Annotated in this window: 23 protein-coding genes; 10 read left to right on the top strand and 13 right to left on the bottom strand. The window is 64.7% G+C overall.

The features are described from left to right. The first annotated feature begins 1 nt into the window (after position 1). Entirely contained in the window at positions 2–979 is a 978-nt protein-coding gene (locus tag DEIPE_RS22110) for a DUF2268 domain-containing putative Zn-dependent protease (RefSeq protein ID WP_015235462.1), read from the top strand. Between the two features lie 225 nt (positions 980–1,204). Then, on the top strand, positions 1,205–2,248 hold the full coding sequence (locus DEIPE_RS07885) for a ferritin-like domain-containing protein (RefSeq protein ID WP_015235461.1): 1,044 nt from the start codon (positions 1,205–1,207) through the stop codon (positions 2,246–2,248). A 146-nt stretch (positions 2,249–2,394) separates the two neighbouring features. On the opposite strand, the gene DEIPE_RS07880 is transcribed toward DEIPE_RS07885, so the two are convergent. Beyond that, on the bottom strand, positions 2,395–3,921 hold the full coding sequence (locus DEIPE_RS07880; RefSeq protein WP_015235460.1) for a carboxypeptidase M32: 1,527 nt from the start codon (positions 3,919–3,921) through the stop codon (positions 2,395–2,397). Positions 3,922–4,015: 94 nt separating this feature from the next. On the opposite strand from DEIPE_RS07880, the gene DEIPE_RS07875 reads away from it, so the two are divergent. Both DEIPE_RS07875 and DEIPE_RS07870 read left to right on the top strand, forming a co-directional pair. Next, on the top strand, positions 4,016–4,798 hold the full coding sequence (locus tag DEIPE_RS07875; protein ID WP_041231294.1) for a class I SAM-dependent DNA methyltransferase: 783 nt from the start codon (positions 4,016–4,018) through the stop codon (positions 4,796–4,798). A gap of 74 nt (positions 4,799–4,872) precedes the next feature. Then, a complete protein-coding gene (locus DEIPE_RS07870) occupies positions 4,873–5,781 on the top strand; it encodes an NAD(P)H-dependent glycerol-3-phosphate dehydrogenase (protein WP_245557631.1) in 909 nt (302 codons plus the stop codon). Between the two features lie 125 nt (positions 5,782–5,906). Here the strand turns inward: DEIPE_RS07870 and DEIPE_RS23000 are convergent, their stop codons facing one another. The 4 genes from DEIPE_RS23000 to DEIPE_RS07850 all read right to left on the bottom strand — a co-directional run bounded on the left by DEIPE_RS23000 (position 5,907) and on the right by DEIPE_RS07850 (position 9,178). Continuing rightward, positions 5,907–6,068: a hypothetical protein gene (locus DEIPE_RS23000; RefSeq protein WP_157448801.1), complete on the bottom strand. Its 162-nt coding sequence runs from the start codon at positions 6,066–6,068 to the stop codon at positions 5,907–5,909. Positions 6,069–6,361: 293 nt separating this feature from the next. Beyond that, the gene (locus DEIPE_RS07860; protein WP_015235457.1) at positions 6,362–8,218 is read right to left on the bottom strand and encodes a ribonuclease catalytic domain-containing protein; all 1,857 of its coding nucleotides are present in this window, start codon (positions 8,216–8,218) and stop codon (positions 6,362–6,364) included. Between the two features lie 175 nt (positions 8,219–8,393). Continuing rightward, positions 8,394–8,759 carry a fluoride efflux transporter CrcB gene (crcB, locus tag DEIPE_RS07855; protein ID WP_015235456.1) on the bottom strand — a complete coding sequence of 122 codons (366 nt, stop codon included), beginning with the start codon at positions 8,757–8,759 and terminating at the stop codon, positions 8,394–8,396. Then, positions 8,756–9,178, bottom strand: a complete 423-nt coding sequence (locus DEIPE_RS07850; protein ID WP_052326657.1) for a fluoride efflux transporter FluC — start codon at positions 9,176–9,178, stop codon at positions 8,756–8,758. Before DEIPE_RS07850 ends, crcB begins: the two co-directional genes overlap by 4 nt. Positions 9,179–9,417: 239 nt before the next feature. Between DEIPE_RS07850 and DEIPE_RS07845 the strand changes: the two genes are divergently transcribed. From DEIPE_RS07845 to DEIPE_RS07835, 3 genes are all read left to right on the top strand, one after another. Next, positions 9,418–10,236, top strand: coding sequence for a DUF4097 family beta strand repeat-containing protein (locus DEIPE_RS07845; protein WP_015235454.1), 819 nt, complete (start codon positions 9,418–9,420; stop codon positions 10,234–10,236). Then, positions 10,233–10,835 (top strand): hypothetical protein, encoded by a 603-nt coding sequence (locus tag DEIPE_RS07840; RefSeq protein ID WP_015235453.1) that lies wholly within the window; start codon positions 10,233–10,235, stop codon positions 10,833–10,835. The genes DEIPE_RS07845 and DEIPE_RS07840 overlap by 4 nt, the downstream gene beginning before the upstream one ends. 64 nt (positions 10,836–10,899) lie before the next feature. Next, positions 10,900–11,256, top strand: a complete 357-nt coding sequence (locus DEIPE_RS07835; RefSeq protein ID WP_041231290.1) for a DUF2089 domain-containing protein — start codon at positions 10,900–10,902, stop codon at positions 11,254–11,256. Between the two features lie 30 nt (positions 11,257–11,286). Here DEIPE_RS07835 and DEIPE_RS07830 read toward each other — a convergent pair whose 3' ends face one another. The 8 genes from DEIPE_RS07830 to thrC form a co-directional block, all read right to left on the bottom strand. Next, positions 11,287–12,819, bottom strand: a complete 1,533-nt coding sequence (locus DEIPE_RS07830) for a sensor histidine kinase (RefSeq protein ID WP_015235451.1) — start codon at positions 12,817–12,819, stop codon at positions 11,287–11,289. An 82-nt stretch (positions 12,820–12,901) separates the two neighbouring features. After that, positions 12,902–13,579 carry a response regulator transcription factor gene (locus DEIPE_RS07825; RefSeq protein ID WP_015235450.1) on the bottom strand — a complete coding sequence of 226 codons (678 nt, stop codon included), beginning with the start codon at positions 13,577–13,579 and terminating at the stop codon, positions 12,902–12,904. Positions 13,580–13,625: 46 nt separating this feature from the next. Further along, positions 13,626–14,216, bottom strand: coding sequence for an adenylate/guanylate cyclase domain-containing protein (locus DEIPE_RS07820; protein WP_015235449.1), 591 nt, complete (start codon positions 14,214–14,216; stop codon positions 13,626–13,628). Between the two features lie 193 nt (positions 14,217–14,409). Continuing rightward, a complete protein-coding gene (locus tag DEIPE_RS07815) occupies positions 14,410–14,859 on the bottom strand; it encodes a hypothetical protein (protein WP_015235448.1) in 450 nt (149 codons plus the stop codon). 61 nt (positions 14,860–14,920) lie between these two features. Further along, on the bottom strand, positions 14,921–15,208 hold the full coding sequence (locus DEIPE_RS07810; protein WP_041231288.1) for a hypothetical protein: 288 nt from the start codon (positions 15,206–15,208) through the stop codon (positions 14,921–14,923). Between the two features lie 36 nt (positions 15,209–15,244). After that, entirely contained in the window at positions 15,245–16,132 is an 888-nt protein-coding gene (mqnP, locus tag DEIPE_RS07805) for a menaquinone biosynthesis prenyltransferase MqnP (RefSeq protein ID WP_015235446.1), read from the bottom strand. 79 nt (positions 16,133–16,211) lie between these two features. After that, positions 16,212–17,144, bottom strand: a complete 933-nt coding sequence (thrB, locus tag DEIPE_RS07800) for a homoserine kinase (protein ID WP_015235445.1) — start codon at positions 17,142–17,144, stop codon at positions 16,212–16,214. 1 nt (position 17,145) lies between these two features. Continuing rightward, positions 17,146–18,192, bottom strand: coding sequence for a threonine synthase (gene thrC / locus DEIPE_RS07795; protein WP_015235444.1), 1,047 nt, complete (start codon positions 18,190–18,192; stop codon positions 17,146–17,148). Positions 18,193–18,572: 380 nt separating this feature from the next. Between thrC and DEIPE_RS07785 the strand changes: the two genes are divergently transcribed. The 3 genes from DEIPE_RS07785 to DEIPE_RS07775 all read left to right on the top strand — a co-directional run bounded on the left by DEIPE_RS07785 (position 18,573) and on the right by DEIPE_RS07775 (position 23,950). Further along, entirely contained in the window at positions 18,573–21,983 is a 3,411-nt protein-coding gene (locus DEIPE_RS07785) for a PxKF domain-containing protein (RefSeq protein ID WP_015235443.1), read from the top strand. 174 nt (positions 21,984–22,157) lie between these two features. Next, positions 22,158–22,541, top strand: a complete 384-nt coding sequence (locus DEIPE_RS22105) for a hypothetical protein (protein WP_052326656.1) — start codon at positions 22,158–22,160, stop codon at positions 22,539–22,541. A gap of 41 nt (positions 22,542–22,582) precedes the next feature. Beyond that, complete coding sequence (locus DEIPE_RS07775) at positions 22,583–23,950, top strand: GH39 family glycosyl hydrolase (protein ID WP_015235441.1); 1,368 nt, start codon at positions 22,583–22,585, stop codon at positions 23,948–23,950. The last annotated feature ends 58 nt before the right edge of the window (positions 23,951–24,008 follow it).

Here is a 24,008-nt window from a genome sequence, read left to right as displayed (position 1 = left end):
CGTGCCGCCTCGGTGGGGTCTGCCGGACTTTCCCCTGGTCGGGCGGGATCTTGTGGCCGTGGCCCACTGGGGAGCGGGACGACGGCCGCTTGTGGAATTGCCCTCTGCTTTTTCGCACCCCACCCCGGACCGGGTGCGTTTCGTGACCGACGATATTCCCTCTTTCTGGATGGCGCGCAGCGGTGGTCCAGGCTGGGCAGAGCACTATTTCAGGCAAGGCACGCCCGGTCTGCGCGAGTTCCGCCACCGTCGGCCGCAATTTGCCGCGCTGGAGCGCCAGGTGCGCTGCCGCCGCCGCTTCTATGACAGCGTCCGTGAAGCCTCGCTGGCACTGCACGCCGATCAGGCATGGCGAGCGCAGACCCGTCAGCATTGGCGCCTGCTGCAAAGCTGGCTGCCCGAAGCGCGTTTTCCGGAAGTGTACGTGGTGATGGGCGGACTGTTCACGGCCGGAACGGCCGGTCTGGACGGTTTGCTGCTCTCGGCCGAGTTCTTTACGCGTGGTGCGGGCGCCGACACGCCTGAACTCGGGTCGTGGGAGCGGGCGGCGCTCCGGACCGTAGAGGAGTTGCCCTTTGTCATCACGCACGAACTGGTGCACGCCCTGCAACGGCGCGCCAACCCCAATTTGGGTCGGCTTTCGCTGCTGGGCCGCGCGCTGGAGGAAGGCGTGGCGGATTTCGTGGCTGCCCTCGTAACAGGGACGCCCCCTCGCACCGATTACTTCGAGTATGGCCTTCAGCACGAGGCGCAGCTGTGGCGGGAATTCCGCGCAGTCATGCGGCGCCCGGACACCCGGGCCTGGCTTTATCAGGGACCTCGGGCGGTAAAACGTCCGGCCGATCTGGGGTACTTCGTGGGATTCCGTATCGCGCAGGCGTACTTTGCGCGTTCGGGGGAAAAATCAGCCGCCCTGCGCGAACTGCTCGATGTGCCTGATCCGTTCACGGTGCTGCGGATAAGTGGCTACGGTGCCTGACGGCCCACAACGTTGAGGAACGAGCGCCCTGCAGACCTCGCGGACCCTCGGGGCCCTTGGTGACGGGTCATCTTTGTAGCCCGGCACTACATCGTACGCAAGTTCCTTCAGACAGGCTTCATAGATGCACGAAGTATCTACGGCGTAAATCCAAAAGTACCTCGCTCGGATAGGACACTATGGAAGGCCAAGACAACCAAGCCATTCATTCTCTGGAGGAACGTCATGAGCGAGAAGAAGTTGGATACCGTTATCACTGCAGCCACCGAAACCCCCAACAGCCGCCGCAAATTCCTGGGCAGCATGGGCCTGATGGGCGCGGGTGCCGTTTTGGCTTCTTGCGGCCCTGCCCTAGCGCAGCCGCCCGCCTCCACCAAGCGGGACGTCGACGCGGCCATTCTGAACTTCGCCCTGAACCTTGAATACCTGGAAGCGGCTTTCTATGCGGCGGCCGTGGGGCGCATCGGTGAAGTGAGGGAAATGGGTGGCGGCATGGAAATCATGCTGCCAGCAGACTTGCCGGCGGGTGGCATGAACTTCGGGCCGATCGTTTCGTCTGCAGGAACGACGCTCGTGAGTGCCGAAGCCGTTCGGGAGTATGCACGTGAAATCGCCGACGATGAAATCAGGCACGTCAGGTTCCTCCGGAAGGCCCTGGGAGCCAATGCGGTGGAGCGGCCCCGTTTGAACCTGACCACCTCCTTTTCGACGGCAGGCAGCGTGGCCAGCAACCAAGCGATTACCGGCTTCAATCCCTACGCGAGCTCGCTGGCCTTCCTGCTGGGCGCGTTTATCTTCGAGGATGTCGGCGTGACCGCCTACAAGGGGGCGGCACCACTCATGACGAACGCCGATTTCCTCTCGGCTGCCGCCGGTATCTTGGCAGTCGAGGCCTACCACGCCGCCGAGATTCGCACGGTGCTGTACAACGTTCGCGACGTCACAGTCGGCGCGGGACTCAACACCGGGCAGGTCGTGCAGGCCATCTCCAACACGCGTGATGCTCTTGACAATCGTCCCAACAACGCCGCTGACACGGACCAGGGAATCGTCAGCGCCTTGGAAGGTAACCCAGAGTACGTCAGGGTTGCGCAGTCGAACATTGTGCTGGCTGACGAGAATGCCATCGCCTTCAGCCGCACCCCGCGCCAAGTTGCGAACATTGTGCAGCTCAACGCTGACGCCAAGAACTTGGATGCCAGCTTCTTCCCAGCCGGCCTCAGCGTCGGCAAGTTTGGTGCCGACTTCACTTTCCTGCTTTCGCTGTAAACCAACCTCACTCGGGGCATTAGTAACTTCCTGAAATTGCTCTAGCCCCACGACTTGTGTTCTGAACCGCTGAAACTTGGCCTTCTGGCGGCTTGACAGAACAAAAATCCCGGTGGAATTCCACCGGGATTTTCTTGTGGTCAGGCTCAGGCAGTCTCAGCGTGTACGCCGTATAACTCGCCGTACTTGCCGCGCAGGTAATTCAGGTACGGCTCGACCGTGAGCGCCGAGCCCGTGGTGGCCAGCGCGATCTCGTTCGCCGAGCGGCTGCGGCCAAAGCGGTAGATGTGCTCGGTCAGCCAGCCGCGCAGGGGTGCGAATTCCCCGCGTGCGATCTGGTCGCTTACGTCCGGCACGGCCCGGCGGGCCGCGTCCCAGAACTGCAGGCTCAGCACGTTGCCCAGGGTGTAGCCGTGAAAGACGCCCCCGATCATGCCGAAGTACCAATGCACGTCCTGCAGCACACCGTCGCGGTCGTCAGGGGCGCGCACGCCGAGGTCACTCTCGTAGCGCGCATGCCAGGCGTCGGCGAGGTCACGCACCTCCAGCCGGCCCTCGTGCATGGCCAGTTCCAGCTCGAAGCGCAGGATGACGTGCAGGTTGTAGGTCAGCTCGTCGGCGTCGGTGCGGATCAGGCTGCGGCGCACGACGTTCACCGCGCGGTACATCTCGTCGGCACTCACGTCGTGAAGCTGCTCGGGAAAGGCGGCCTGCAACCTGGGAAAGTAATGCTGCCAGAAGTGCCGTCCGCGGCCCACCACGTTTTCCCACAGGCGCGACTGGCTTTCATGCACCGCCGATGAGGTTCCGCGTGCCAGCGGCGTGCCCTCGAAAGCCGAATCCACGCCCTGCTCGTACATGGCGTGTCCGGATTCGTGCAGGGTGGAGAACAGGCACTCGGTCAGGTCGTTTTCCTTGACGCGGGTGGTGATGCGCACGTCGTCAATCGAGAAGCGCGTGCAGAACGGGTGATGCGTGAGGTCCTGGCGCCCGCGTGAAAAATCGTAGCCGTAGTCGCGGATGACGCTTTCCCCGAAGGCGAGCTGCTCCCCGGCCGGATAGAAGCGGTGCAGAAAGTCGGTGCGGGGTTCGGGCCGCTCGGACACTGCCTGCACCAGTGGAACGAGGCCGGCACGCAGTCGTGAGAACACGTCCTTCACCTGCGCGACGGTCACGCCTTCGGTGGCGTTGTCCACGAAAATATCCATCGGGTGGTCGAATTCGGGAAAGAACGTGGCGTACTGCCGGCTGAGCTCCAACGTCCGCTCCAGCCGGGGCACCAGGCCCGCGAAGTCGTTCTCGGGTCTCGCGCGCGTCCAGGCGCCGTAGGTTTCGTTGGCATGCTGTGAAAGCTGCACCACGAACGCGTCCGGTACGCGGGTGGCCCGGTCGAAGTCGTGCCGGGCCACTTCGATCAGCCGCGCCTCCAGACCGTCCGGGTCGAGGTGGGTTCGTTCACGCTCCAGCCGCGACAGCAGGGTGCCCAGGGCGGGATCGGTGGCTTTCTGGTGACGCAGGCGCGCGAGCAGCGCACTCTGCCGGGCGCGCGCGGGTGCGCCGCCTGCCGGCAGGTATGTCGAGCGGTCCCAGCCCAGCACCGCCCCGACCGAGGTCAGGTCGGTGATTTCCTGTACCCGCTCCCGGAGCTCCTGAAAATCTGCTTCGAAGGTCATGCCGCACTGTAAACCAGTCGGGGTCCGGGAAACAGACCCGGGGAGCACGCGTGTGCCCGCTGCGATTCTCAGCTGCGCGCGCTACAGTGGCGCCGTGCAACGTCCTCCCTTCACGGCCCTGGCCAGCGTGTACGACGCCATCATGGCCGACATCGAATACGACGCCTGGGCGGATTTCGTGCTGGATTACCTGCGCGCCGAGGGCGAGGTGCCCCGGAGCATGCTGGACCTTGCCTGCGGAACGGGCGCGTCGAGTGGTCCCTTCGTGACGCGTGGTCTGGAAGTCACCGGGCTCGACGCGTCGGGTAACATGCTGAAAGTCGCCGCCGAGAAGCTGCCCGGTGTGCGTTTCGTGCAGGGCGACCTGCGCCACTTCGAGCTGGGCGAGCAGTTCGATCTGATCACCTGCCTGTTCGATTCGCTCAACAACCTTACCGAAGCGCACGAACTGGGCCAGGCGCTGTCGCGGGCCCGCGCGCACCTCAAGCCGGGCGGCGTTCTGGTGTTCGACGTGAACAGCCGCCTGGGCGTGCGTGAACTGTGGGAGGACGACGCCATCGAGGGTCTGGCTACCATGCCCGACGGCCGCGAGGTGCACTATCACTGGTCGCATCACTACGATCCGGGGCGTGACCTGGGCATCGTGCAGGCCTTCTGCCGTCTGGAAGGCGAGGAGTTCGTCGAGGTGCACGAGGAGCGCGGGTATGATCCTGCCGACCTGGAGCCCCTTTTGCGCGCGGCGGGTTTTGGCCGTTGGCAATTTGGTGAGTTCCCGGATTACGCCGCGCCGGAAGCCGACACGGCGCGCTTCTGGACCTTTGCCCACAATGCCTGGCCGGGAGAAGGCCTGCCGGCCGCCGGACCGGAGGCGGCGTGAGCGCCACAGGCGTGAGCGCCACACCACCCGTGCTGGTCCTGGGTGCGGGCGGCTGGGGCAGCGCGCTCGCGGTGATGCTGACACGTCACGGACGCCCGGTGACGCTCTGGGCGCGCCGGGCTGATTTCGCAGAGCAGTTGCGGTGCACGCGGGAAAACACGACCTACCTGCCGGGTGTAGCGCTGCCGGACGGCGTGCAGGTCACTGCCGACCTGGGTGTGGTCGGGGCCTTTGGATGGGCACTGGTGGTGGTTCCCAGTGCCGGGGTCGAGGAGCTGCTTTCCGTGTTGCCACGGAGCCTGGGCGTGGTGCTGTGCGCCAAGGGCCTGTCGTCCGACGGGCGGCGCCTCAGCGAACTGGCCGCCGATCTGGGATTTGCACGCCGGGCGGTGCTGTCGGGCCCCAACCATGCCGAGGAGGTCGGGCGCCTGCTTCCGGCGGCCAGCGTCGTCGCGAGTCCTGACCAGGAGTTCGCATTGCAGGTTCAGCAGGCCACCCTGACGCCCACGTTCCGGGTGTACACTTCGCCGGACCTGCCCGGCGTGGAGTTGGGCGGGGTGCTGAAAAACGTGATGGCCCTGGCGGCAGGCATGGTCGACGGACTGGAGTTGGGTGACAACGCCAAGGCGTCCCTCATGACGCGCGGGCTGCGTGAGATGGGACGTTACCTGGCTTCGCAGGGAGCTCAGGAAGACACGGTGTATGGACTCTCCGGGCTGGGCGACCTGATGGCCACGGCCAACAGCCGTCATTCACGCAACCGCGCGGCGGGTGAGCGTCTGGCGCGCGGCCTCGATCCGGCGCAAGGAGGGAAGGTGGTAGAGGGTCTGCGCAGCGCACAGCTGCTGAGTGATTGGGCGCAGGCCCACGGCCACGATTTGCCCATCGTGAAAGCCGTGCGTCAGGTGGTCACGGGCGCGTGGACGCTCGAAGAAGGCGTCGCGGCCCTGATGGGCCGCGACGCCAAGCCCGAGCGGAACTGACGGCGTCTCGGGCGTGGTTTCAGGCGCAATCGGTTGCCCCGAGTTCGTGAAGGTGCCGCTCGGGCTTGTGGCTTGAAGACCGGTCATTCCCGGCCGACCGGCAACGGGGAATACACGGCAGGCGGCTACCCGATGATGATGGATTTGTCTTCCGGGTAACGCACCCGCGGACCATGCTGCCGCCGCGCAAGGGCGATGGCGAACGTCAGCGGGCCGATTCGCCCCAGGAACATCAGCACGATCAGCATCACCTGACCGATCGGCGATACCAGCGGCGTGGTGTTCATCGACAACCCCACCGTTGCGAACGCCGAAAATGCCTCGATTCCACCAGCCCACTGAAACCGAGCGGTGGGCCAGCTTTCCGCCTGCCTGAAAGGAAGGGAAGTTCAAACATCGGGGACGGGCGGTGGCGCCGTCCGGCAGCGTTCATGGTCCAGAGCAGCTGCGGCAGGAGATCCCACAAGGTTTGTGGAGGGGCCTCGCGCAGTGAACCAGGGCTTTCGGACCCACCCATTCCCTTCGGCATAGGCAGCCGTCAGGCACACAAACTTAACAGTTTATTAACAAGGGCCGTGGGTCAGGAATCGGTGACCACGCGCCAGCGGCTGGTGAGGCTGGGCAGATCGATTTCACCGAGTTCCAGGCGCAGCTCCTCGCCCAATGCCGTGGAAGTCGTCAGTGGGACATCCAGCGCCAGATCACCCAGCAACACGGTGGTGACCGCTCCCCGGCGCTCCACGACCACGCCCTCACCTGACCAGCCTGGCCGGCGGCTCAGGTACACCAGCGTCCAGTGGCGATTGGCCGCGCGCTCCGCCGCGCGCACCGCTCCGGCTGCGAGGTCGGCTTCGGCGATGCGGGCGGCAATCTCGGCACCCGTCAGGGGCCGTTCACCCCGCAATGCGGCACGCAGCTGCTGGTGCACCACCAGATCCAGGTATCGCCTCAGGGGGCTGGTTGCCTGCGCGTAGGCCTGCAGCCCGAGGCCGGCGTGCCGTCCCGCTCTGGGCGAAAATCGGGTGCGGCTGAGCGACTTGCGCCGTGCCCATTGCTGTGCGAGCTGTTCGCCTTCGACGCGCGCGAGCGGCGGGTCCTGCGCGGCAAACGGCAGCGGCAGATCGCGTTGCTGTGCCCAGGTTGCCACCGACTCGCCGGCCAGCATCATGGCTTCCTGCACCACCGCCCGGCTCTGCAGGGGAGGCAGCGGGGTGATAATCACTTCACCGTCGCGCACACGCACGCGCACTTCGGGCAGCTCCAGCATGACCGCTCCGGCGGCTTCACGGCGAGTGCGGGCCGTGACGGCCAGCGCTGCCAGCTCCTGCAGGGGGCCCGGCTGCCCGGCGTCCAGTGCCCGCTGAGCTTCGGCGTAGGTCAGGCGCGTCACCCGGATACGCGTCAGGTGTACCTCGGCGCCCTGCGGCTCGAAGGCGGCGCTGAGCTGTACGGCGATGCTCAGCGCCGGCGACGTATCGGCGAGCCCCAGTCCCAGCTGCCCGGTGATGGGTTCGGGCAGCATCGGCACGGTGGTCTCGGGCAGGTAGAGGGTGGCGCCCCGTTTGCGGGCCTCACGGTCGATCTCGCCATCCGGCGCCACCAGGGCCGCCGCGTCGGCCACGTGAACCCACAGGCGCCAGCCTGCTTCGCCGTTTTCAAGGACCAGGCGCTCCAGGCTGAGGGCGTCGTCAGGATCGCTGCTGCCCTCATCGTCGATGGCCAGTGCGCTCAGGTGCGACAGGTCCAGCCGCTCCTCGCCGGGCAGCGAAGGGACGGGCAAGTGGGGTGCCGAGAGTGCCGCGCCGAAGCGTGCCGGGTAAGGATGGCGCGTCTCGTCCCAGACTTTCAGGGAAAGCAGCAGCGCGTGCGCGTTTTCCGGCGTTTCCGGGCGCCCCAGTGCATTCAGGGTGCGTGATTTCTGTGCCCGTCCCAGCGCGAGCGCCTCGACGTCGGCGAGTCTGCGCGGGTCGCTGACCTCGCCTCGCCGCAGACCGTCCAGAAAGACTTCCCAGGCGCGTGACTCGTCTGCCCTGGCCTCTTTCTGGGTCAGGGTGGCCTGCACCTGCGCGGCGCTTCGTGGAACGATGTTCGACGGTGTACCGCCGAAATACGTACCCTCCTGCACCCAGCCCCACACTGCCAGCGCGCTGTCCGGGGTGAAGTCGCCAAAGGCCAGCTCGGCCACGTCGGAGAGCGGCAGCGCGGCGCCCTCCATCAGTTCCCAGACTTCGGCCGGTTCGCCCACGAGCGTGCGCAGGGCGCTCAGGCTGGTCAGCGGACCGGGATGCAGGACCAGCACGTCTTTGGGGCGCACGCGCACGGTCCCGCCGGACGTTTCGATGTCCAGCTTGTCTCCGGTTGTGCTGCTCACGCGGGCCGGCTTTTGTTTGTAGAGCACCAGGCTGGCGTTGTGTGCCACGGTTGTGAGTTCGGTCATGTGGGTCCTTTTGACGTTGTGGCGCACGGCGAAGCGCTCTGCCGGGCTGCTCTGCCTCTGCGAGGGCGCATTCTTCGCCCTCGCAGTCCAGGTGCTTTGGGCATTGTCGCGCAGACGGCTGCCGGTCTCAAGGGCGCTGCCTGAGGACTTTTTGCCCCGCGGCAGCGAGCCGGTCTTACCACTGCCCCGCCGTCCACAGCCCGAGTGCGGCGGCCAGCACGCCCAGCATCAGGCTGCCCAGCGCGTTGAACCACGCCCGCCCCCACGCACCCTGCTCGGTCAGCCGGACGCAGTCGTACATCCAGGTCGAAAAGGTCGTGTAGGCGCCCAGAAAGCCGGTGCCCACCACCAGGCGGTCGGTGGGGGAGACGACACCCTCGAGCGTCAGCCCGACCAGCAGGCCCAGTGCCAGCGAACCACTCAGATTGACGCACAGGGTGCCCCACGGCCAGCGCCCCAGCCGCCCGGAAACCAGGGAGTCGACCAGAAAGCGTGCCGCAGCCCCGCCCGCCGCGGCCAGCGCGATCAGCAGCGCCGTCACCGCAGACCTCCGGAAGGTGCAGACGAGGACACGTCGCTGCCGGTCCCCAGGCGGCGCCCGATGGTCACGCCAAGCAGCGTCGCCGTGAGTCCGAGCAGAACACTCCCCAGCGCGTACGCCAGGGCCAAAGCGAATTGACCGGCGCTCGCCAGCTGTACCACATCGAGGGTCAGGTTCGAGAAAGTCGTGAATGAACCCAGCACGCCCGTACACACGAACAGCCGCACGCCCTGGGGGATGCGGGGGCGGCGCAACAGCAGTGTCAGCACCAGACCGAGCAGAAAGGCTCCCGTCACGTTTTCAGCCAGAATCACCAGGGGCAGGGTGCCGGGCCACCCCGGAAAGGCCTGAATCAGCGAGGCGCGCAGCAGGCCCCCGACCGCCCCGCCCAATGCCACGGCAGCCAGCTGCCACAGCAAGGCGTGCGGCCCGCGCGACCATGCGGTCGGGGAAGGAGGGCCGGCAGGGCGGTGTTCCTCGGGGACGTCGACAGAAACCCGGTCGCTGGATGAAGAGTCATGGGGCTGCAGGATTTGTACGCCTCGTTTCTGGCCCAAGTGTACGCCGTGCCGCTCAACCGCCATCCTCGATGGAAGAATGTAAAACTCGACTTGACAGAATGTGATATACAGGTTTACAAATAAGACAGGAGGTGGTCATGAATTCACAGGATGACTTTCGGGCACGTGTACAGGCCCTGGTGGCCGAGGGCAAACTCACCGCCGCAGAAGCCGAGACGCTGCTTGCCGCCCCGTCTGCTGGCGTGCAGCGCACTGCCGAAGTGCCCGAACAGCAAGCGCCACGCCGTCTGCGCATCGCGATGCAGGGTGCCAGCGTGCAGGTTTACGCCGATTCCGGCCTCACCACGCCGCAGGTCACAGCCGAAGGCGAGGGCCGTATCGAACTCCTGGCCGGTCCGGACGGCTGGACGCTGCGGCGCGAACGCGAAAGCGAGGGCTGGTTGAATCGTCTGACGCAAGGTCTTTTTCGGGAAAGTCTCAAAATCGAGCTGCGTATTCCCGAGGACTTTCGTGACGTGAGCATCGATCTGGCCGGCGGCAACGTCCGTCTGCACGACCTGAATGCTCGGGTGCAGGGCAAGGTGTCCGGAGGAAACCTGCACCTGGGGCAGGTCAGCGCCCTCAACGTCAACGTCACGGGCGGCAACCTGCAGGCCACGGCCACCCTGGAGGAAGGCGAGCACAGCGTGAAGCTGACAGGCGGCAACGCCACCCTCAGCGTGCCCAACGCCGCCTCCGTCCGCCTGAACGCGCAGGTGGTGGGTGGCAGCCTGCGCACTCACGGCTTCGCCGTGAAACGGCGGGACACCAGCCCCGCCACGGCGACCTATGAAGGGTATACCCAGGGCAATATCCGTCTGAACGTATCGATCACCGGTGGCAACGCCACCCTGACAGGTGCGGGTGTCAGCGCGTCTTCCGAAGAGCATGACGGCAAAGGAGAGGTGAGCGCATGAAAGAGCAGCTTCGCCGGGTGCTGGAGATGGTGGCGCGTGAGCGCCTGAGCGCCGAGGACGCAGGCGCGCTGCTGGCAGCCCTCTCACCCAGACTGGATCTGGGTCCACGCTGGGCGCACCTTTTCGCCTTGCTGGGCGAAGACGGTTTCAGTCCCGAGGAACTGGCAGTGCTGCTGGAAATCAAAGCAGGATTGCGGCGCCCGGTGCCCGTGGGTGATTTCGAGTCGGTGATGGAAGACGTGCCCCGTCTCGTGCGCGACGCCATGCAGGGCGCCTTTGGCCGTCCACGCGGTCCCGGCGGTCCAGGGCGGCCCGGAGGACCCTTCCGGGAACACGGCGAGCGCCGGTCCGGGCGACCGGGCAGCATCCTGCGCGTGAACGTCGAGGATGTCGACGGCAGCGAATTGCGCGCCAATCTGCCGCTGTCGCTGGGTGAACACGCCGCCAAGCTGCTGCCGCCGCGGGTGTTGGCCGCGCTCGAGCGCAGCGGCATCAGCAGCGAGGCCCTCAGCCTGATGCTCAGCGCCAACCCCCCGGTGGGCGAGCTCCTCTCGGTCGAGGCCGCCGACGGTTCGGAAATCAGCCTGCACGTGGAGTGACCTGGAGTGATCCTTCGACCTGCGGCCAAGGGCGGGCAGCATGACCAGACGCTACGATGAACTCATGCCCAAGCCCTTGCCGCTGCCGTTTCCCGGGGTCAGCGAAATGCCCCTGGTGACCGAACTGCGCTTTCCCGAATCAGGCGTGACCGTGCAAGGCGAGTTCGAACTCAACGAGTTTGCAGTTCTGAGCCCCGAGAACCTGGAGTTTCTGCGCCTCTATATCAAGGTGCGCGGCAACCTCAAGGAAGTCGAGCGCATCCTGGGCGTCTCCTATCCCACGGTCCGCTCGCGTTTCGACGCTCTGCTGCGCGCCATCGGCTACGAACCCGAGGAGCGTGATCCGCGCGACGAAACGCTGGCGCTGCTGGAACGCGGTCAGATCAGCCCGGAAGAAGCCCTCAAGCGCCTGCGCAAGTAGCTGGCCTGACCGGGCGCGCCCGGTCACCGGTCAGGCCACTTCGGGGTCGGCCTCGCGCTCCTCGATCCTGCCGACGGGCAGTTCCACGTACACGCTGGTGCCCACGCCCACGGTACTTTCGACCCAGATGCGGCCACCGTGCGCGTCCACGATCGCCTTGACGATGGCCAGGCCCAGCCCGCTGCCGCCCTGATCGCGCGAGCGGGATTCCTCGACGCGGTAAAAGCGGTCAAAGAGCCGCCCCAGGTGCTCTTCGGGAATGCCCGGTCCGTCGTCCTGCACCTGCAGCCGCAGATGGCTTCCCGTCTGCTCGCTGCGCAGCGTCACGCAGTTCGCTCCGGCCTTGAGGGCGTTCGAGACCAGGTTGAGTACCACCTGACGCAGCCGGTCGGGGTCGGCCAGAAACTCGACTTCCTCGCCTTCGGCGATCACCTCTGCCCCCTGCGCGCTCGCCAGGGGGCGCACTTCACGGGCGATGTCCTCCAGAAAGAACCTGGCCAGCATGCGCTGATGCCGCAGCTGCATCACGCCGCTGTCCGACCGGGCCAGTTCCAGCAGGCTGGCGATCAGGCCACTGAGACGATCGGCCTCGTTCTTGATGATGGTGATGCTCTCGGCCTGCTGCACCGTGGGCTGGGTGCGCCGCAGCAGGTAACCGGCGTGCCCGCCGATGGCCGTCACGGGGGTGCGCAGTTCGTGGCTGGCGTCCGAAGTGAAGCGGCGCTGCACTTCAAATGAGCGCTCGATGCGGTCGAGCATGCTGTTGAGGGCGTGCGCCAGCGCCTCGACCTCGTCGCCGGTGTTCGGCGCCGGAACACGCTGGCGCAGGGTTTTCTCGCTGATCGACTCGGCCGCCTTGCGCACCAGCCGCAGTGGGCGCAGCGCGCGGCCCGAAAGTGCGTAGGCACCGACTCCGGCCAGCAGGATGCCTGCGAGCGAGACCAGCAGCATGATGAACTGCAACTGCCGCACCGTGCGGTAGACCGGAGTCAGGTCGCGGGCGAGGTGCAGTATGCCGCTTGATGGTTCGGCGGTGTTGTTCAGCCGGTCGATTTTGGTAAACGGGACCACGCTGGACAGCACCAGCACCGGAATGCCCTGCGCGTCCCGTGGACGCCTCAGGGTCTTGATGGCCATGATCTGCAGATCCTTGCTGCGTTGCAGGCTCGCCAGTTCGGCGCGGCTGAGCTGCAGCACCGGCGGATCGCCCCCGCTTTGCCCGCTTTGCAGGTTGTACGTTCGCTCTTCGCTGGGAAGAATCGAAATTTCCAGCTGCTCGGTGCTGATCTCACGCACCTGATCAGGGGTCACGCCCACCATCTGATCGAAGCTGCCATACAGCGAGATGTCGGCAAACACCGCGTTGGAGTTGAAGTTGAGCGGTCCGTCGAGCCCGAAGCGGTTGCTGCGCAAACTGATCTGGCGGTAGTCCGAGCGCAGCTGGTCGCCGATGTTGCGCACCAGGTTGCTTTCCAGCACCCACACCACCGATACCGCGATGATCAGGAGCAACATCGCCAGCAGCGAAGTGTAAAACAGCGTCAGGCGCCAGCGCAGGGTCATGCGTTCAGGTTAGCGAGTCTAAGGATTAGCAGAGAAAGAGCACAAGTTTGTCTGAAGGCGGTCAGGCGTCTGGGTGTGGGATTTACTCTTCGCGCAGGACGTAGCCCACGCCGCGTACGGTGTGAATCAAGCGGCGTTCGCCGCCTTCCTCAAGCTTGCGGCGCAGGTACCCGATGTACACGTCCACGACGTTGCTGCCGCCGGTGTACTCGGGCCAGACTTTCTCTTCGATTTCAAAGCGTGAAAAAACCTTGCCGGGATTGCGCGCCAGCAGTTCGAGCAGTTCGAATTCCTTGGCGGAGAGTTCCACCCGGCGTCCACCACGAAAGATCTCACGTCCATCGAGGTTCATGACGAGGTCGGCCACGCGCACTTCACCGGTGACAGCCGGGTTGACGCGCCGAAGGTGCGCGCGTACACGGGCGAGCAGCTCTTCGATCGAGAACGGCTTGACGAGGTAGTCGTCAGCGCCCGAGTCCAGGCCTTCGACTTTGTCCTGAATGTTGTCTTTGGCGGTCAGAATGATGATGGGCGTGTTGCTGGTCTTGCGGATACGGCGCGCGACCTCCAGGCCGTCGAGCACCGGCAGCATCAAATCGAGGATGACCAGGTCAGGCGAGACTTCACGGAATTTGGAGAGGCCGGTGACCCCGTCGAACGCGACTTCTGTGGCGTACCCTTCGGCCGCCAGTTCGAGTTCAATAAAGCGCGCGATGTCTTTTTCGTCTTCGATGACCAGTACAAGCGGCTTGCGTTCCATAGCGCCAGTCTAGGAAGCGTTCTCATGAGAATTCTCACCTTTATACTCAACTGATTTTCATGGTGACATTGCTAGGCGGCAGCAGTACCTGCGCCGGAAGCTCCGAGAACGGAAAATCAGGAATCGTGAGCGCCATCGCGGACAGGTAGGTCGCGCGTGGGGTGAGGCGCTGGGTTTGCGCGCAGGTCAGCGTCGCGCCGGCATCAGCAGCGTCGCACAACCGACGGGCGAAGTTCATGGGCAGGCCGTAAGCGGTGACGCTGCTGCCCACCGTGCCGATGATGACCTCCCCGCTTGCCACGCCAACGCGCAACTGCAGCTTAAGACCGTGCCGGGTCGCCGCAGCAAGGCTTGCCACCCGTCCGTGAGACTCGAAAGCCGCTTCCAGCGCGAAAGCGGCCTGCCAGGCCGGCCATACGGCGACCACCGCGTCTCCCTGATGTTGCAGTACTTCTCCGCCACGCGCAGCGCAACCGAGAATCAGCACCTGCAGCAGTTCGGTCATCAGCGCGCTGTACGCCTCAAGCGGCAGTGCATGGGCCAGGGCAGTGCTGCCCACCACGTCAGCGAACAGGACACTGACCTCCTGCCGAGCGGCAGAGGTGGCTTGGAAGTTCAGGGGCAGTGGTTTGGGCATCAATAGGACCTGGGACAAAAAGAACGCCAGCGTCAGCGGGCGTTTCAGACTTCCTTCATCATGCCTCAGACCGGGCGGCTTTGTCTACCGGCAAGAAATACGTGTCAGACGGCTTTAAATGCCGAAGCGCTATAATGATTTCGAAGCGCTCCCCATCCGGTTCGGAGGACGACCAGGCCCGCTCATGCCCAGCTCATACCACAAAGCCGTGCAGTGGTGGCGTGGTCCGAAAGGACACCCAGTCTCCCGCGCGCAGCGTCGGCAGACCCGACAGGCTGCCCAGCACCAGCGGCAGGCGGGCGCGGACCACGGTCAGGCCCCGAAAGACTTCCTCCACCATGCCCACGCCCTCCACCGCCGACACGCCCAGCAGGTTCAGCTGCTGGGTTGGAACGCCCGCTGCCTCGCTCCCCAGATTCAGGGTGTGCATGGCCTCGGTCACCCCATGCACGATCACGCGACCGTTCCCCGGTTTCACGGCGTACGGCCCCGTCCGGTCGAACAGGTACAGCACCCGTCCGGCAGCGGCGAATTCCAGCAGCGGGCTTCCTTCATGCTGCGGGTAGAGCGTGCCCTCGGCCGCGTACGGAGCGAAGCGTGCGACGAATTCCTCAACCGAGCTTTCGAGCACCATAGCCGACATTGTAGAGGGGCCTCGCTGCTGCGCACCCGCGACCGTGCGGCGAGGTCTGGTCGGCCTTCGCTCAGCTGTCCGTGTCCTGCAACAGGTCCAGGTCCGGGAGGGGCCAGCCGCGTTCTTCCAGCAGCTCGTCAGCGCGCTCCAGTGCGAAGGTGCCCTCGACCTCGCGCAGGGTATGAATCAGCACCAGTCCCACCAGCCGCTCCAGAAAGGCCCACTGCGCCGATGAAGGCGGCCAGGTGTCACGGGCGCGGCGCAGCACCGACAGAGCCTCACGGTCGTCGCCACGCGCGAAGGCCCGGCAGGCAGCGTCGGGAACCAGCCTGAGCCCCCGTTCAGATCCTTCGGGCAAGCCGACCGGTCCTTGCGCGGCGTCCACCGGGCGCGCTCACGCCACGGTCCGCCAGACGACATCAGCGATCACGGCCAGCAGCATCGCCAGGGCCAGCCACATGTTGGCATCGAAAAAGGCCACGTTGACCCGTTGCAGGTCGTTCGGATTGACCAGCCGGTGTTCGTAGAGCAGGATGGCACCCATCACCAGCGCACCCAGGTAGTAAGGCCAGCTCGCGCCCACCGCCAGGCCCGTTGCGATCAGCAGGCCGAAGGTCAGCGCGTGCGAGGCGGCCGCCAGACGCAGCGCCCGTGCAACGCCGAAACGCGCCGGAATGCTCTGCACCCGAAAGCGCCGGTCGAAGTCGTAATCCTGCGTGGCGTAGATCACGTCGAGACCCACCATCCAGAAGATCACCACCAGCCACAGCAGCAACGCGCCCCAGTCGAAGCGACCGGTCACCGCGATCCAGCCTCCAGCCGCCGCCGCGCCGTCGGTGACGCCCAGCCACAGGTGGCACAACCAGGTGAAGCGCTTGGTGTACGGATACAGGATCAGAAAGAAGACGGCCAGCGGCATCAGCGCCAGACACAGCGGATTGAGCTGCCAGGCCGCAAAGCCCAGCACCAGCAGGCTGACCACCGTGAGCCACACTGCCTGCACGGGCGTGACCTTGCCACGCGGAATCTCCCGGCCCGCCGTGCGCGGATTAAGCGCGTCGATGCGGGCGTCGATCAGGCGGTTGGCGGCCATGGCAGCGGTGCGTGCTCCGGCCATGGCGAGGGTGACCCAGAGCAGCGTCCAGGCGCCGGGCCAGTACGAGCCGCTCGTCTGCTGCGCCGCCAGCAGCATGCCGGCATACGCGAAAGGCAGCGCGAACACGGTGTGCTCGAACTTCACGAAGCTGAGCAGCGTTTTCAGGGGCAAGGCAGGAAAAGCCACAACGCCCCAGCATAGCGCCCGCCGTGACCTGTGCCCGCGGCAAACGTCACGAAGCGCCACAACTTCCCGACAGCTGCACTCAGAATGCCTGGGGCGAACTCGTGCGTACCTGCACGCCATCCACGTCCACGCTGAGGGGCAGCACTTTACCGGTCAGTTCGTGCTGGCGCATCACACGCGCCAGAAACGCCGTCAGGCGGGCCTGCACGCGCGCTTCACGGCGGTCGTACAGGCACAGCACGCTGGGCCCCGCTCCGGACAGGGCCGCGCCCACCGCCCCGTGATCGCGCGCGCCTTCCAGAATGTCGAGCAGGCCCGGCACCAGCGGTGCCCGGAAGGGTTCGTGCAGGCGGTCACGCATGGCCGCCCCGATCACCCCGAGATCTCCCGAGACAAAGCCTGCCGCGAGCAGTGCCGCGTGCGACAGTGCGTGCACCGCGTCCGCCCGTGAGTAGTTCACCGGCAGCACCCGCCGCGCCTCGGACGTGCGCAGTTCGAACTCCGGGACCAGCAGCAGCACCCCGAAGTGCGCCGGAACCCCGGTGCGCACGAAGCGCACGCCCTCGCGGTTCATGGTGGCGATCACCGCGCCGCCCAGCAGGCAGGCGCCCACGTTGTCCGGGTGCCCTTCCTCACCGGACGCGAGGTCGAGCAGTTCCTGCATCCCCAGCGGCTCTCCCAGTACGGTGTTTCCCGCCTGAAGTCCGGCCACCAGGGCCGCCGCGCTCGATCCCAACCCGCGTGCGAGGGGCACCTGACTGCGGACCGTGAGGCGCAGCGGCGGCAGGGGGCGCCCGACGGCCCTGGCGGCCAGCAACGCCCCCGCGTACACCGCGTTGCTCTCGTCGAGCGGCACACCCGGCAGATCGGTGACCACCTCGGGGCGCGCCGCGCGCTCGACCTGTACGGTCGTGTACAGGTCGAGCGCGAGACCCACGCAGTCGAAGCCCGGCCCCAGGTTGGCGCTCGACGCGGGCGCCCGCACGCTGAAAGGCGCGAAGTCACTGATCAAGTCAACCCCACAGCACGCGTTTGACGGCGTCGAGCGTGGCGTCCACCGCCTGAGGCTCGATGCCCACGGCCTTGAGTGCCGTGCCGGGGTCCTTGAGGCCGTTTCCCGTCACGACCGCCACCACCCGTTGCCCGCGCTCCAGACGTCCCTGCGCGTGCAGCTTGATCAGCCCGGCCACGCCTGCCGCCGACGCCGGTTCGCAGAAGACTCCTTCGCGCGCCAGGCGCAGGTAGGCACTGAGCAGCTCGTCATCGCTCACCATGTCAAAGAGGCCACTCGTGTCGGCCACCGCCGCGCGGGCGAGGTGCGCGCTCGCGGGGGCGCCGATGCGGATGGCCGTGGCGACCGTCTCCGGGTTCTCCACCCGGTCGAGACCGCGCGCGAGCGGAGCCGCGCCCTCGGCCTGAATGCCCCACAGGCGCGGCAGAGCAGGGATTTTGCCCAGCTGACAGTACTCGCGAAAGCCTTTGTGGTACGCGCTGATGTTCCCGGCGTTCCCGACGGGCAGTGCCAGGATGTCGGGAGCCTCGCCCAGAACGTCGCAGATTTCAAACGCGGCGGTCTTCTGGCCTTCCAGCCGGTAGGGGTTTACCGAGTTGACCAGCACGATCGGTTCGTGGTCGGCGATGTCACGCACGAGGTTGAGGGCCTCATCGAAGTTGCCGCGCACCGCGACGAGCTCGGCACCGTACATCAGGGCCTGAGCCAGCTTGCCCATGGCGATGTTGCCGTCCGGGACCAGCACTACGCAGCGCAGCCCCGCCCGCGAGGCGTAGGCCGCCGCCGCCGCCGAGGTGTTGCCGGTGCTGGCGCAGATGACGCTCTGCGCGCCGTCCTCGATGGCCTTGGCGACGGCCATGACCATGCCGCGGTCCTTGAACGACCCCGTGGGGTTGAGGCCCTCGAACTTCAGGTGCAGCTCGATCCCCAGTTCCTCGGACAGGCGGGGCGCGTGAATCAGAGGCGTGCTCCCCTCGTGCAGGGACAGCAGCGGGGTGTTCTCGGTGACGGGAAGCAGATCGCGGTAGACCTCTAGGATGCCGGGCATGAAACCTCCAACTACTGGGCATGCTACGGCAGGCGAGGATGAGGGAGAGTGTCGTGGGCAAGACAAGGGTTAGGAGGCATCCGAAGGCGTGGGAGCAATAGGCACTGGCGTACCTTTCAGCCCGACTGTTTGACACGATCATGAGATGAGTCACATGAGTAGCTATTTAATATTTATCTCACTGTCAAATGCTTTTCAAGATATTTGCGTGTAGAACGAATTTTTTCCGATTCTTCACACTCGTTGTTCTCATTTGCCCTCACAAATTAAAAATCTTACAATATTCTTACAATTGAAATCGGGGGCTGGGAAGCCTGCTCTGTAGACGGTCACCTTGAGCAGGGGGAGCAAATGGTGAGACCGACCCGGCGGAGGAAGCTATGAAAAGATTCCCGGTCGGCGCGTTAGTTCTCACCACACTGATGGCTTGTGGGCAGATGCCTGATCAAGCACCAACAGTCAAAGCACCTCAACAGGGCGCAACAGTCAAACCGCTTGACACCGTCAATCTGGGCGATGTCAAAAATGGAACTGTTGCGTCAGGTGACGTCACCAAAACAAAGAACGAGACTGGAAAGGTGCGACTGTATATTGTCGCCGATGATAATGGCAAGGACAAAATACCGGGCTGTAATGCTGATGCCAGCAATCCGGTCACTATCACGCTCTCTTCCTCTAGCAGTGTTGTCGTCGTCGGTTCCCCGGCGAGTGTAGACGTATACGGCTGTGGTGATACGAACTATGGTGAAGTTTCGTATAAAGTGGTCTCCAACGCAAAAGCTGGAGAATCTTCGATACTGACAGCCAATGCGTCAGGAGGAATAAAAAAGAAAGATGCTATAGGCACTTTTACCGCAGGAAGCTTCAAAGTTACGGTTACCGAGCCTAAAACAGATACCACGCCGCCGATCATCACACCAACGGTAAGCGGAACGCAAGGAGACAATAGTTGGTACACGTCCGACGCTACGCTCACCTGGAGCGTCGTTGATAATGAGAGTCAATATACCAGTACTGGCTGCGACAGCCGTACGGTTTCCAGTGATACGTCCGGAGTTACGTTCACTTGCACGGCTACGAGTGCTGGCGGAACCACTGAAAAATCGGTCACCATCAAGCGTGACGCCACCGCTCCAGTGATCAGTGGTGAAAACATCGTCAATACCACTTGGCGGAATACCTCGCTGTCCTCACCCGAATTCAGCGCGTCCGACAGCGGATCGGGCCTGACAGTCAGCAGCCCTGCAAAGTTCACGCTCACAGCAAGCAGTGAATCCGCGAGCGCGACGGAACCGACGCTAGTGTCGCAGACGATCAAGGACAATGCGGGGAACACGGCCACCCGTACCCTTTCGGCCCTGATCGACAAGACTGCGCCCACTGTCAGCGCGAACGTGGCCGACACTGCCTGGCGCAACGAAGATTTCAATGCCGACTTCACTGCCTCCGACAGCCTTTCGGGTCTGGCAAAGGCGAGTGACGCCAGCTTTACGATTACCGTCAGCGCCCAGTCCCCCTCCGCGACCACGCCGTCGGTCGTGACGTATACCGTCACGGACAAGGCTGGCAACAGCACGATCCGTCAGGCGTCGGCCATGATTGACAAGACCGCGCCGACCATCAGCGACGCCGACGTTGTTGAAACGGCCTGGCGGAATACGGACCTGAGCCGAAGCTTTACCGCAAGTGACGCCCTGTCCGGCCTGAACACCGAGAGCCGGTCTTCGTTCACGCTGACTGCCTCGGCCGAGTCTGCCAACGCGTCGAGTCCCACGATCATCACCGAGACCGTCACTGACCGCGCCGGAAACTCTGCAACGCGCATAATTTCGACTTTGATCGACAAGACAGCACCCACGCTGAGCGCCAAACGCAGCGCGAAGCCGAATGGCGATGGCTGGAACAATACCGATGTCACGGTTTCCTTTGAGTGCAGCGACGCCCTGTCAGGCGTGGATGGGAAATGCCCTTCTGAGCAGACATTCGGCGAGGGTGCAAACCAGAGCGCGACGGCGAGCGTCTCCGACCATGCAGGGAACATCGCCCGCGTCACCGAAAGCAACATTAACATCGACAAAACTCCGCCCACGATCTCGGCGTCCGCTAACCGCAACCCTAATGGTGCGGGCTGGTACAACGCCGACGTCACCGTCTCCTTTACGTGCAATGATTCGCTCTCCGGTCTGAGCGGCAGCTGCCCAGTCAGCAAAGTGCTCGGCGAAGGCGCGAACCAGAGTGTGACCGCAAGCGTCACCGACAAGGCCGGCAACACGGCCAGCGCTTCGCGGGGCGGCATCAACGTCGACAAGACCGCCCCGGTTGCGCTCCTGACGGCGAGCGGCACCAAAGGCAACGGCGACTGGTACGTCGGAGACGTGAGCTTCAGCACTGCCGGCTCCAACGACGCACTCAGCGGGCTCAGGGACTGCACGGCCATTGCACCCCTGACCACGGATACCAAAGGGACCGAGGTCGGCACCACCTGTACCGATGTAGCGGGCAATACGGCACAGGCCAAGCTCACCGTCAAGCGTGACACCGTTGCACCCATCATCAGCGGTGCGGACATCACCGAAGCTGCCTGGCGCAACACCGACCTTTCTGCAGCCTTCACGGCCAGCGACGAGACGTCGGGTCTGGCCAATCCTGGTGACGCCAGTTTCACGCTCACCGCGTCGGACGAGTCCACCCTGAGCGCTCTCACCACCGTGCGCAAAACTGTGACTGACGCCGCCGGCAACCAGGCCGTGCGCGTGCTCTCTGCCAAGATCGATAAGACTGCCCCTGAAGTCACCGGCGCGCCCGCAGCGCAACCCGACGGCACCAACGGTTGGTACAAGACCGATATCCTGGTGAACTTCACCTGCACTGACGCCCTCTCCGGCTGCACGAGTGCGGGTGGGACCGACACCGTCACCACCGAAGGCAGCAACCAAAGCACCAGCTGGACCGTGACGGACCAGGCGGGTAACAGCCGTACCGGTAGTGTCACCGGATTGAAGCTCGACAAAACCAAGCCTGTCGCTACGCTGACCCGCGTCACCCTGCCCAATGCGCAAGGCTGGAACAACGACGACGTGAGCCTGAAGCTCGGCTGCACCGACAACGGATCGGGCTGCGTGAGCGCCGAAAGACTCCTGACCGTGACAGGTGAAGGCGATAACCTCAGCCTCAGCAGCACGGTGGTGGACCTCGCCGGGCACGTTTCAGAGACCGTAATGGTGAGCGGGATCAAAATCGACCGGACCAAGCCAACGTTCGATCCTACCTTCCCAAGCCAGATTCTGCTGGGCGTTTCCACCAGCGTGGACCCCCGTGCAGGCGATACACTGTCGGGCATCCTCAGCGCCTCCTGCGGTGCACTTGATACCAGCAGCGTCGGCACGAAGTCGGTGACCTGCACGGCCACTGATAACGCTGGGAATTCGGAGACCAAGTCATTTTCCTATAACGTCATCTATGACTTCAAAGGTTTCTTCCAGCCGATCAGCATGGGCGCACTCAACGTGGTCAAAGCGGGAAGTGCCGTTCCGGTGAAGTTCAGCCTCGGTGGCAACCAGGGCCTGGACATCATGAGCGCGGCTTCTTCAGCGGTGACCTGCAACAGTGCCGTACCACTTGATTCCGACACCCCGACCGTGGCAGCCGGAAACAGCAGCCTGAGCTATGACGCTGCCTCTGGCCAGTACGTCTACGTCTGGAAAACCGACAAGACTTGGAGCGGCTGCCGGCGTCTGACCTTGACTTTCAAGGACAACACCAAGCAATTCGTCGATTTCAAATTCAACTAAGAAATCTTGCAGGCGGGGTCGGGCTGTGAAGCCCGACCCCGCTCTTCTGCCGTTGGCCGTGTCGTGGCCAACAGCATAGGTATTAAGGAAAGACACTTTGCGCCTGGGTTACACTGGGCGGCACCTATGGAAGCAAGGAAGACCGCCACACAGTTTCGCGGCCTTCTTCAGCGCATGTTGCAACTGCAGACCGAAAATTCTGACGGCAACAATTCGCAGCGCTCTCTTCTGCGCGCTCAGGCCGTGGTCGCCTTCGTGCACCACGAGCCCGAACTCACGCTGGTGCTCAGCGGACGGGGCTCCAGCGTCGAGGTGAACTGGGAGCTGCCCCCCACCCCTCCCGACCTGATCTTCGAACTGCCCACCGCCGAGATTGCACACCGCTTCTGGCTGGGCGAGCTCAACGTGATGGCCGCTATCACCTCCGGGCAGATCCGTATGCGTGGCAACCTGCTCAAGGCCATCGCCCTGTTGCCCTCGGCGGCGGGCAGTCAGGCCGCGTACCGTCAGGCGGTCCTGGAGGAGTCAGAGCCGGGTGAAGGCGCTCCGCTCGTTTGACTCACGGGGCGTCAGCGAGCGCCTCTTATAGTTCGGTCTATATGCCGGAAATCTTACAGCGGCTCGCGCGCACTGCGGGCCTCATGACCAAACTCAGTCTGTCGGTGCTGGCGGTGACGACGTTGTCCGTCACGGCGTGCGCGCAGAGCACGGTGCGCGTCACCGTGACGCCGGGCGTGCGCGAAGGGGAGAGCAGCCTCACCCTGGGCGTCACGCACACCCAGTACACCGTGCAGGACGGTCACGGTAACGCCGAAGCGCTCGCCAGTGCCCGCGCCCTGCTGCCCAAGATGGGCCCCTTTCAGAATCAGCACATCATGGGTTGGGGCGCCCTCAATCCCATGCCTGCCCCCGGTCAGTACGACTGGAGCAGCCTTGACGCCCGCATCGAGCTGATTCGCAAAAGCGGCGGCACCCCGGTTATCACCCTGTGCTGCGCGCCCGACTGGATGAAGGGTGGGCAGGCCGGACAGACGAACTGGTCGAATCTGGAAGTCGCTCCCCTGGCCTCCCATTTCGACGACTTCGCGCAGCTCTCGGCCCAGGTGGCACGCCGCTACCCGGACGTGCTGCACTATCAGGTCTGGAACGAGCTGAAGGGCTTTTGGAACCGCACCGAGAACCGCTGGGATTACGAGGGGTACACCGCGCTGTACAACGCGACTTACAAGGCCCTCAAGGCCGTCAATCCCAAGATTCAGGTGGGTGGCCCTTACATTCCCTTCCGGCCGGACGCCGACGAGGCCGGGCGGGTCCCGGCGCGCGACGCCTCGTTGCGGGGCCAGCCGTACGGCAGCGTGGACCAGCGGACCCTGGACGCCTTCGAGTATTGGAACAAGAACAAGGTCGGCGCGGATTTCGTTACGAACGACCTGGGATCGTACAACAAGAACCGCCCGCCAAGTGATCCCTTCGCTGCCACGCAGCTCTACACCGACATAATGGCGTGGTTGCGGGCGCGCACCAAGCTGCCGATCTGGTGGGCCGAATGGTACGCCACCTCACACAGTGCGCCGAGCTTTTCTCCTGAGCAGCAGAACGCCCTGATGGCGGCGACGCTCGTGCGGCTGGCGCGCTCCGGGGCGAACGTCGCGCTGCGCTGGGCTCCGCAGGGTGAAGGTGGACGCTGCTGTGAAGGCAGCCAGGAGAGCCTCTGGAGTGACGTACGTCTGGCGGGCGGCGGCAGGCCCTTTCCGGCGGCGGCCACCACGCAGTCGTTTGTCGAGCACTTTTCCTCGGGGACGCCGCTGGTGAAGGTGCAGTCGTCATCACGCAGCGTGATCGCGCTGGCGTCCGCCAAACGTGTGATGCTGGTCAACACCACGGCGGCAGATGTGCGGGTCACGATCAATCAGCGCCCACCCAGTCTGCTTAAGCCGTTCGCGGTCGCTTTTCTGCCTGTTCCCTGAGCAGGCGCGGAAGTCGGATACAAGAGGCGTCCGGGCATTGCCCGGACGCCTCTTGCTG

It is taken from the genome of Deinococcus peraridilitoris DSM 19664 (assembly GCF_000317835.1).
GTDB lineage: Bacteria > Deinococcota > Deinococci > Deinococcales > Deinococcaceae > Deinococcus_A > Deinococcus_A peraridilitoris.
Note: the sequence above shows the minus strand (reverse complement) of the source record. Positions and strands in the feature narration are given on the sequence as shown.

Bases quoted from the DNA above. Each gene is read 5' to 3' on its own strand.
- DEIPE_RS07870 (WP_245557631.1), top strand. From the start codon at position 4,873: ATGCTGACACGTCACGGACGCCCGGTGACGCTCTGGGCGCGCCGGGCT.
- DEIPE_RS07845 (WP_015235454.1), top strand. From the start codon at position 9,418: ATGAATTCACAGGATGACTTTCGGGCACGTGTACAGGCCCTGGTGGCC.
- DEIPE_RS07775 (WP_015235441.1), top strand. From the start codon at position 22,583: ATGCCGGAAATCTTACAGCGGCTCGCGCGCACTGCGGGCCTCATGACC.
- DEIPE_RS22105 (WP_052326656.1), top strand. From the start codon at position 22,158: ATGTTGCAACTGCAGACCGAAAATTCTGACGGCAACAATTCGCAGCGC.
- DEIPE_RS07885 (WP_015235461.1), top strand. From the start codon at position 1,205: ATGAGCGAGAAGAAGTTGGATACCGTTATCACTGCAGCCACCGAAACC.
- DEIPE_RS07880 (WP_015235460.1), bottom strand. From the start codon at position 3,921: ATGACCTTCGAAGCAGATTTTCAGGAGCTCCGGGAGCGGGTACAGGAA.
- DEIPE_RS07840 (WP_015235453.1), top strand. From the start codon at position 10,233: ATGAAAGAGCAGCTTCGCCGGGTGCTGGAGATGGTGGCGCGTGAGCGC.
- DEIPE_RS07815 (WP_015235448.1), bottom strand. From the start codon at position 14,859: ATGTCGGCTATGGTGCTCGAAAGCTCGGTTGAGGAATTCGTCGCACGC.
- DEIPE_RS07835 (WP_041231290.1), top strand. From the start codon at position 10,900: ATGCCCAAGCCCTTGCCGCTGCCGTTTCCCGGGGTCAGCGAAATGCCC.
- DEIPE_RS07785 (WP_015235443.1), top strand. From the start codon at position 18,573: ATGAAAAGATTCCCGGTCGGCGCGTTAGTTCTCACCACACTGATGGCT.
- DEIPE_RS07860 (WP_015235457.1), bottom strand. From the start codon at position 8,218: ATGACCGAACTCACAACCGTGGCACACAACGCCAGCCTGGTGCTCTAC.
- DEIPE_RS07830 (WP_015235451.1), bottom strand. From the start codon at position 12,819: ATGACCCTGCGCTGGCGCCTGACGCTGTTTTACACTTCGCTGCTGGCG.
- thrC (WP_015235444.1), bottom strand. From the start codon at position 18,192: ATGCCCGGCATCCTAGAGGTCTACCGCGATCTGCTTCCCGTCACCGAG.
- DEIPE_RS07820 (WP_015235449.1), bottom strand. From the start codon at position 14,216: ATGCCCAAACCACTGCCCCTGAACTTCCAAGCCACCTCTGCCGCTCGG.
- DEIPE_RS07825 (WP_015235450.1), bottom strand. From the start codon at position 13,579: ATGGAACGCAAGCCGCTTGTACTGGTCATCGAAGACGAAAAAGACATC.
- DEIPE_RS23000 (WP_157448801.1), bottom strand. From the start codon at position 6,068: ATGAACACCACGCCGCTGGTATCGCCGATCGGTCAGGTGATGCTGATC.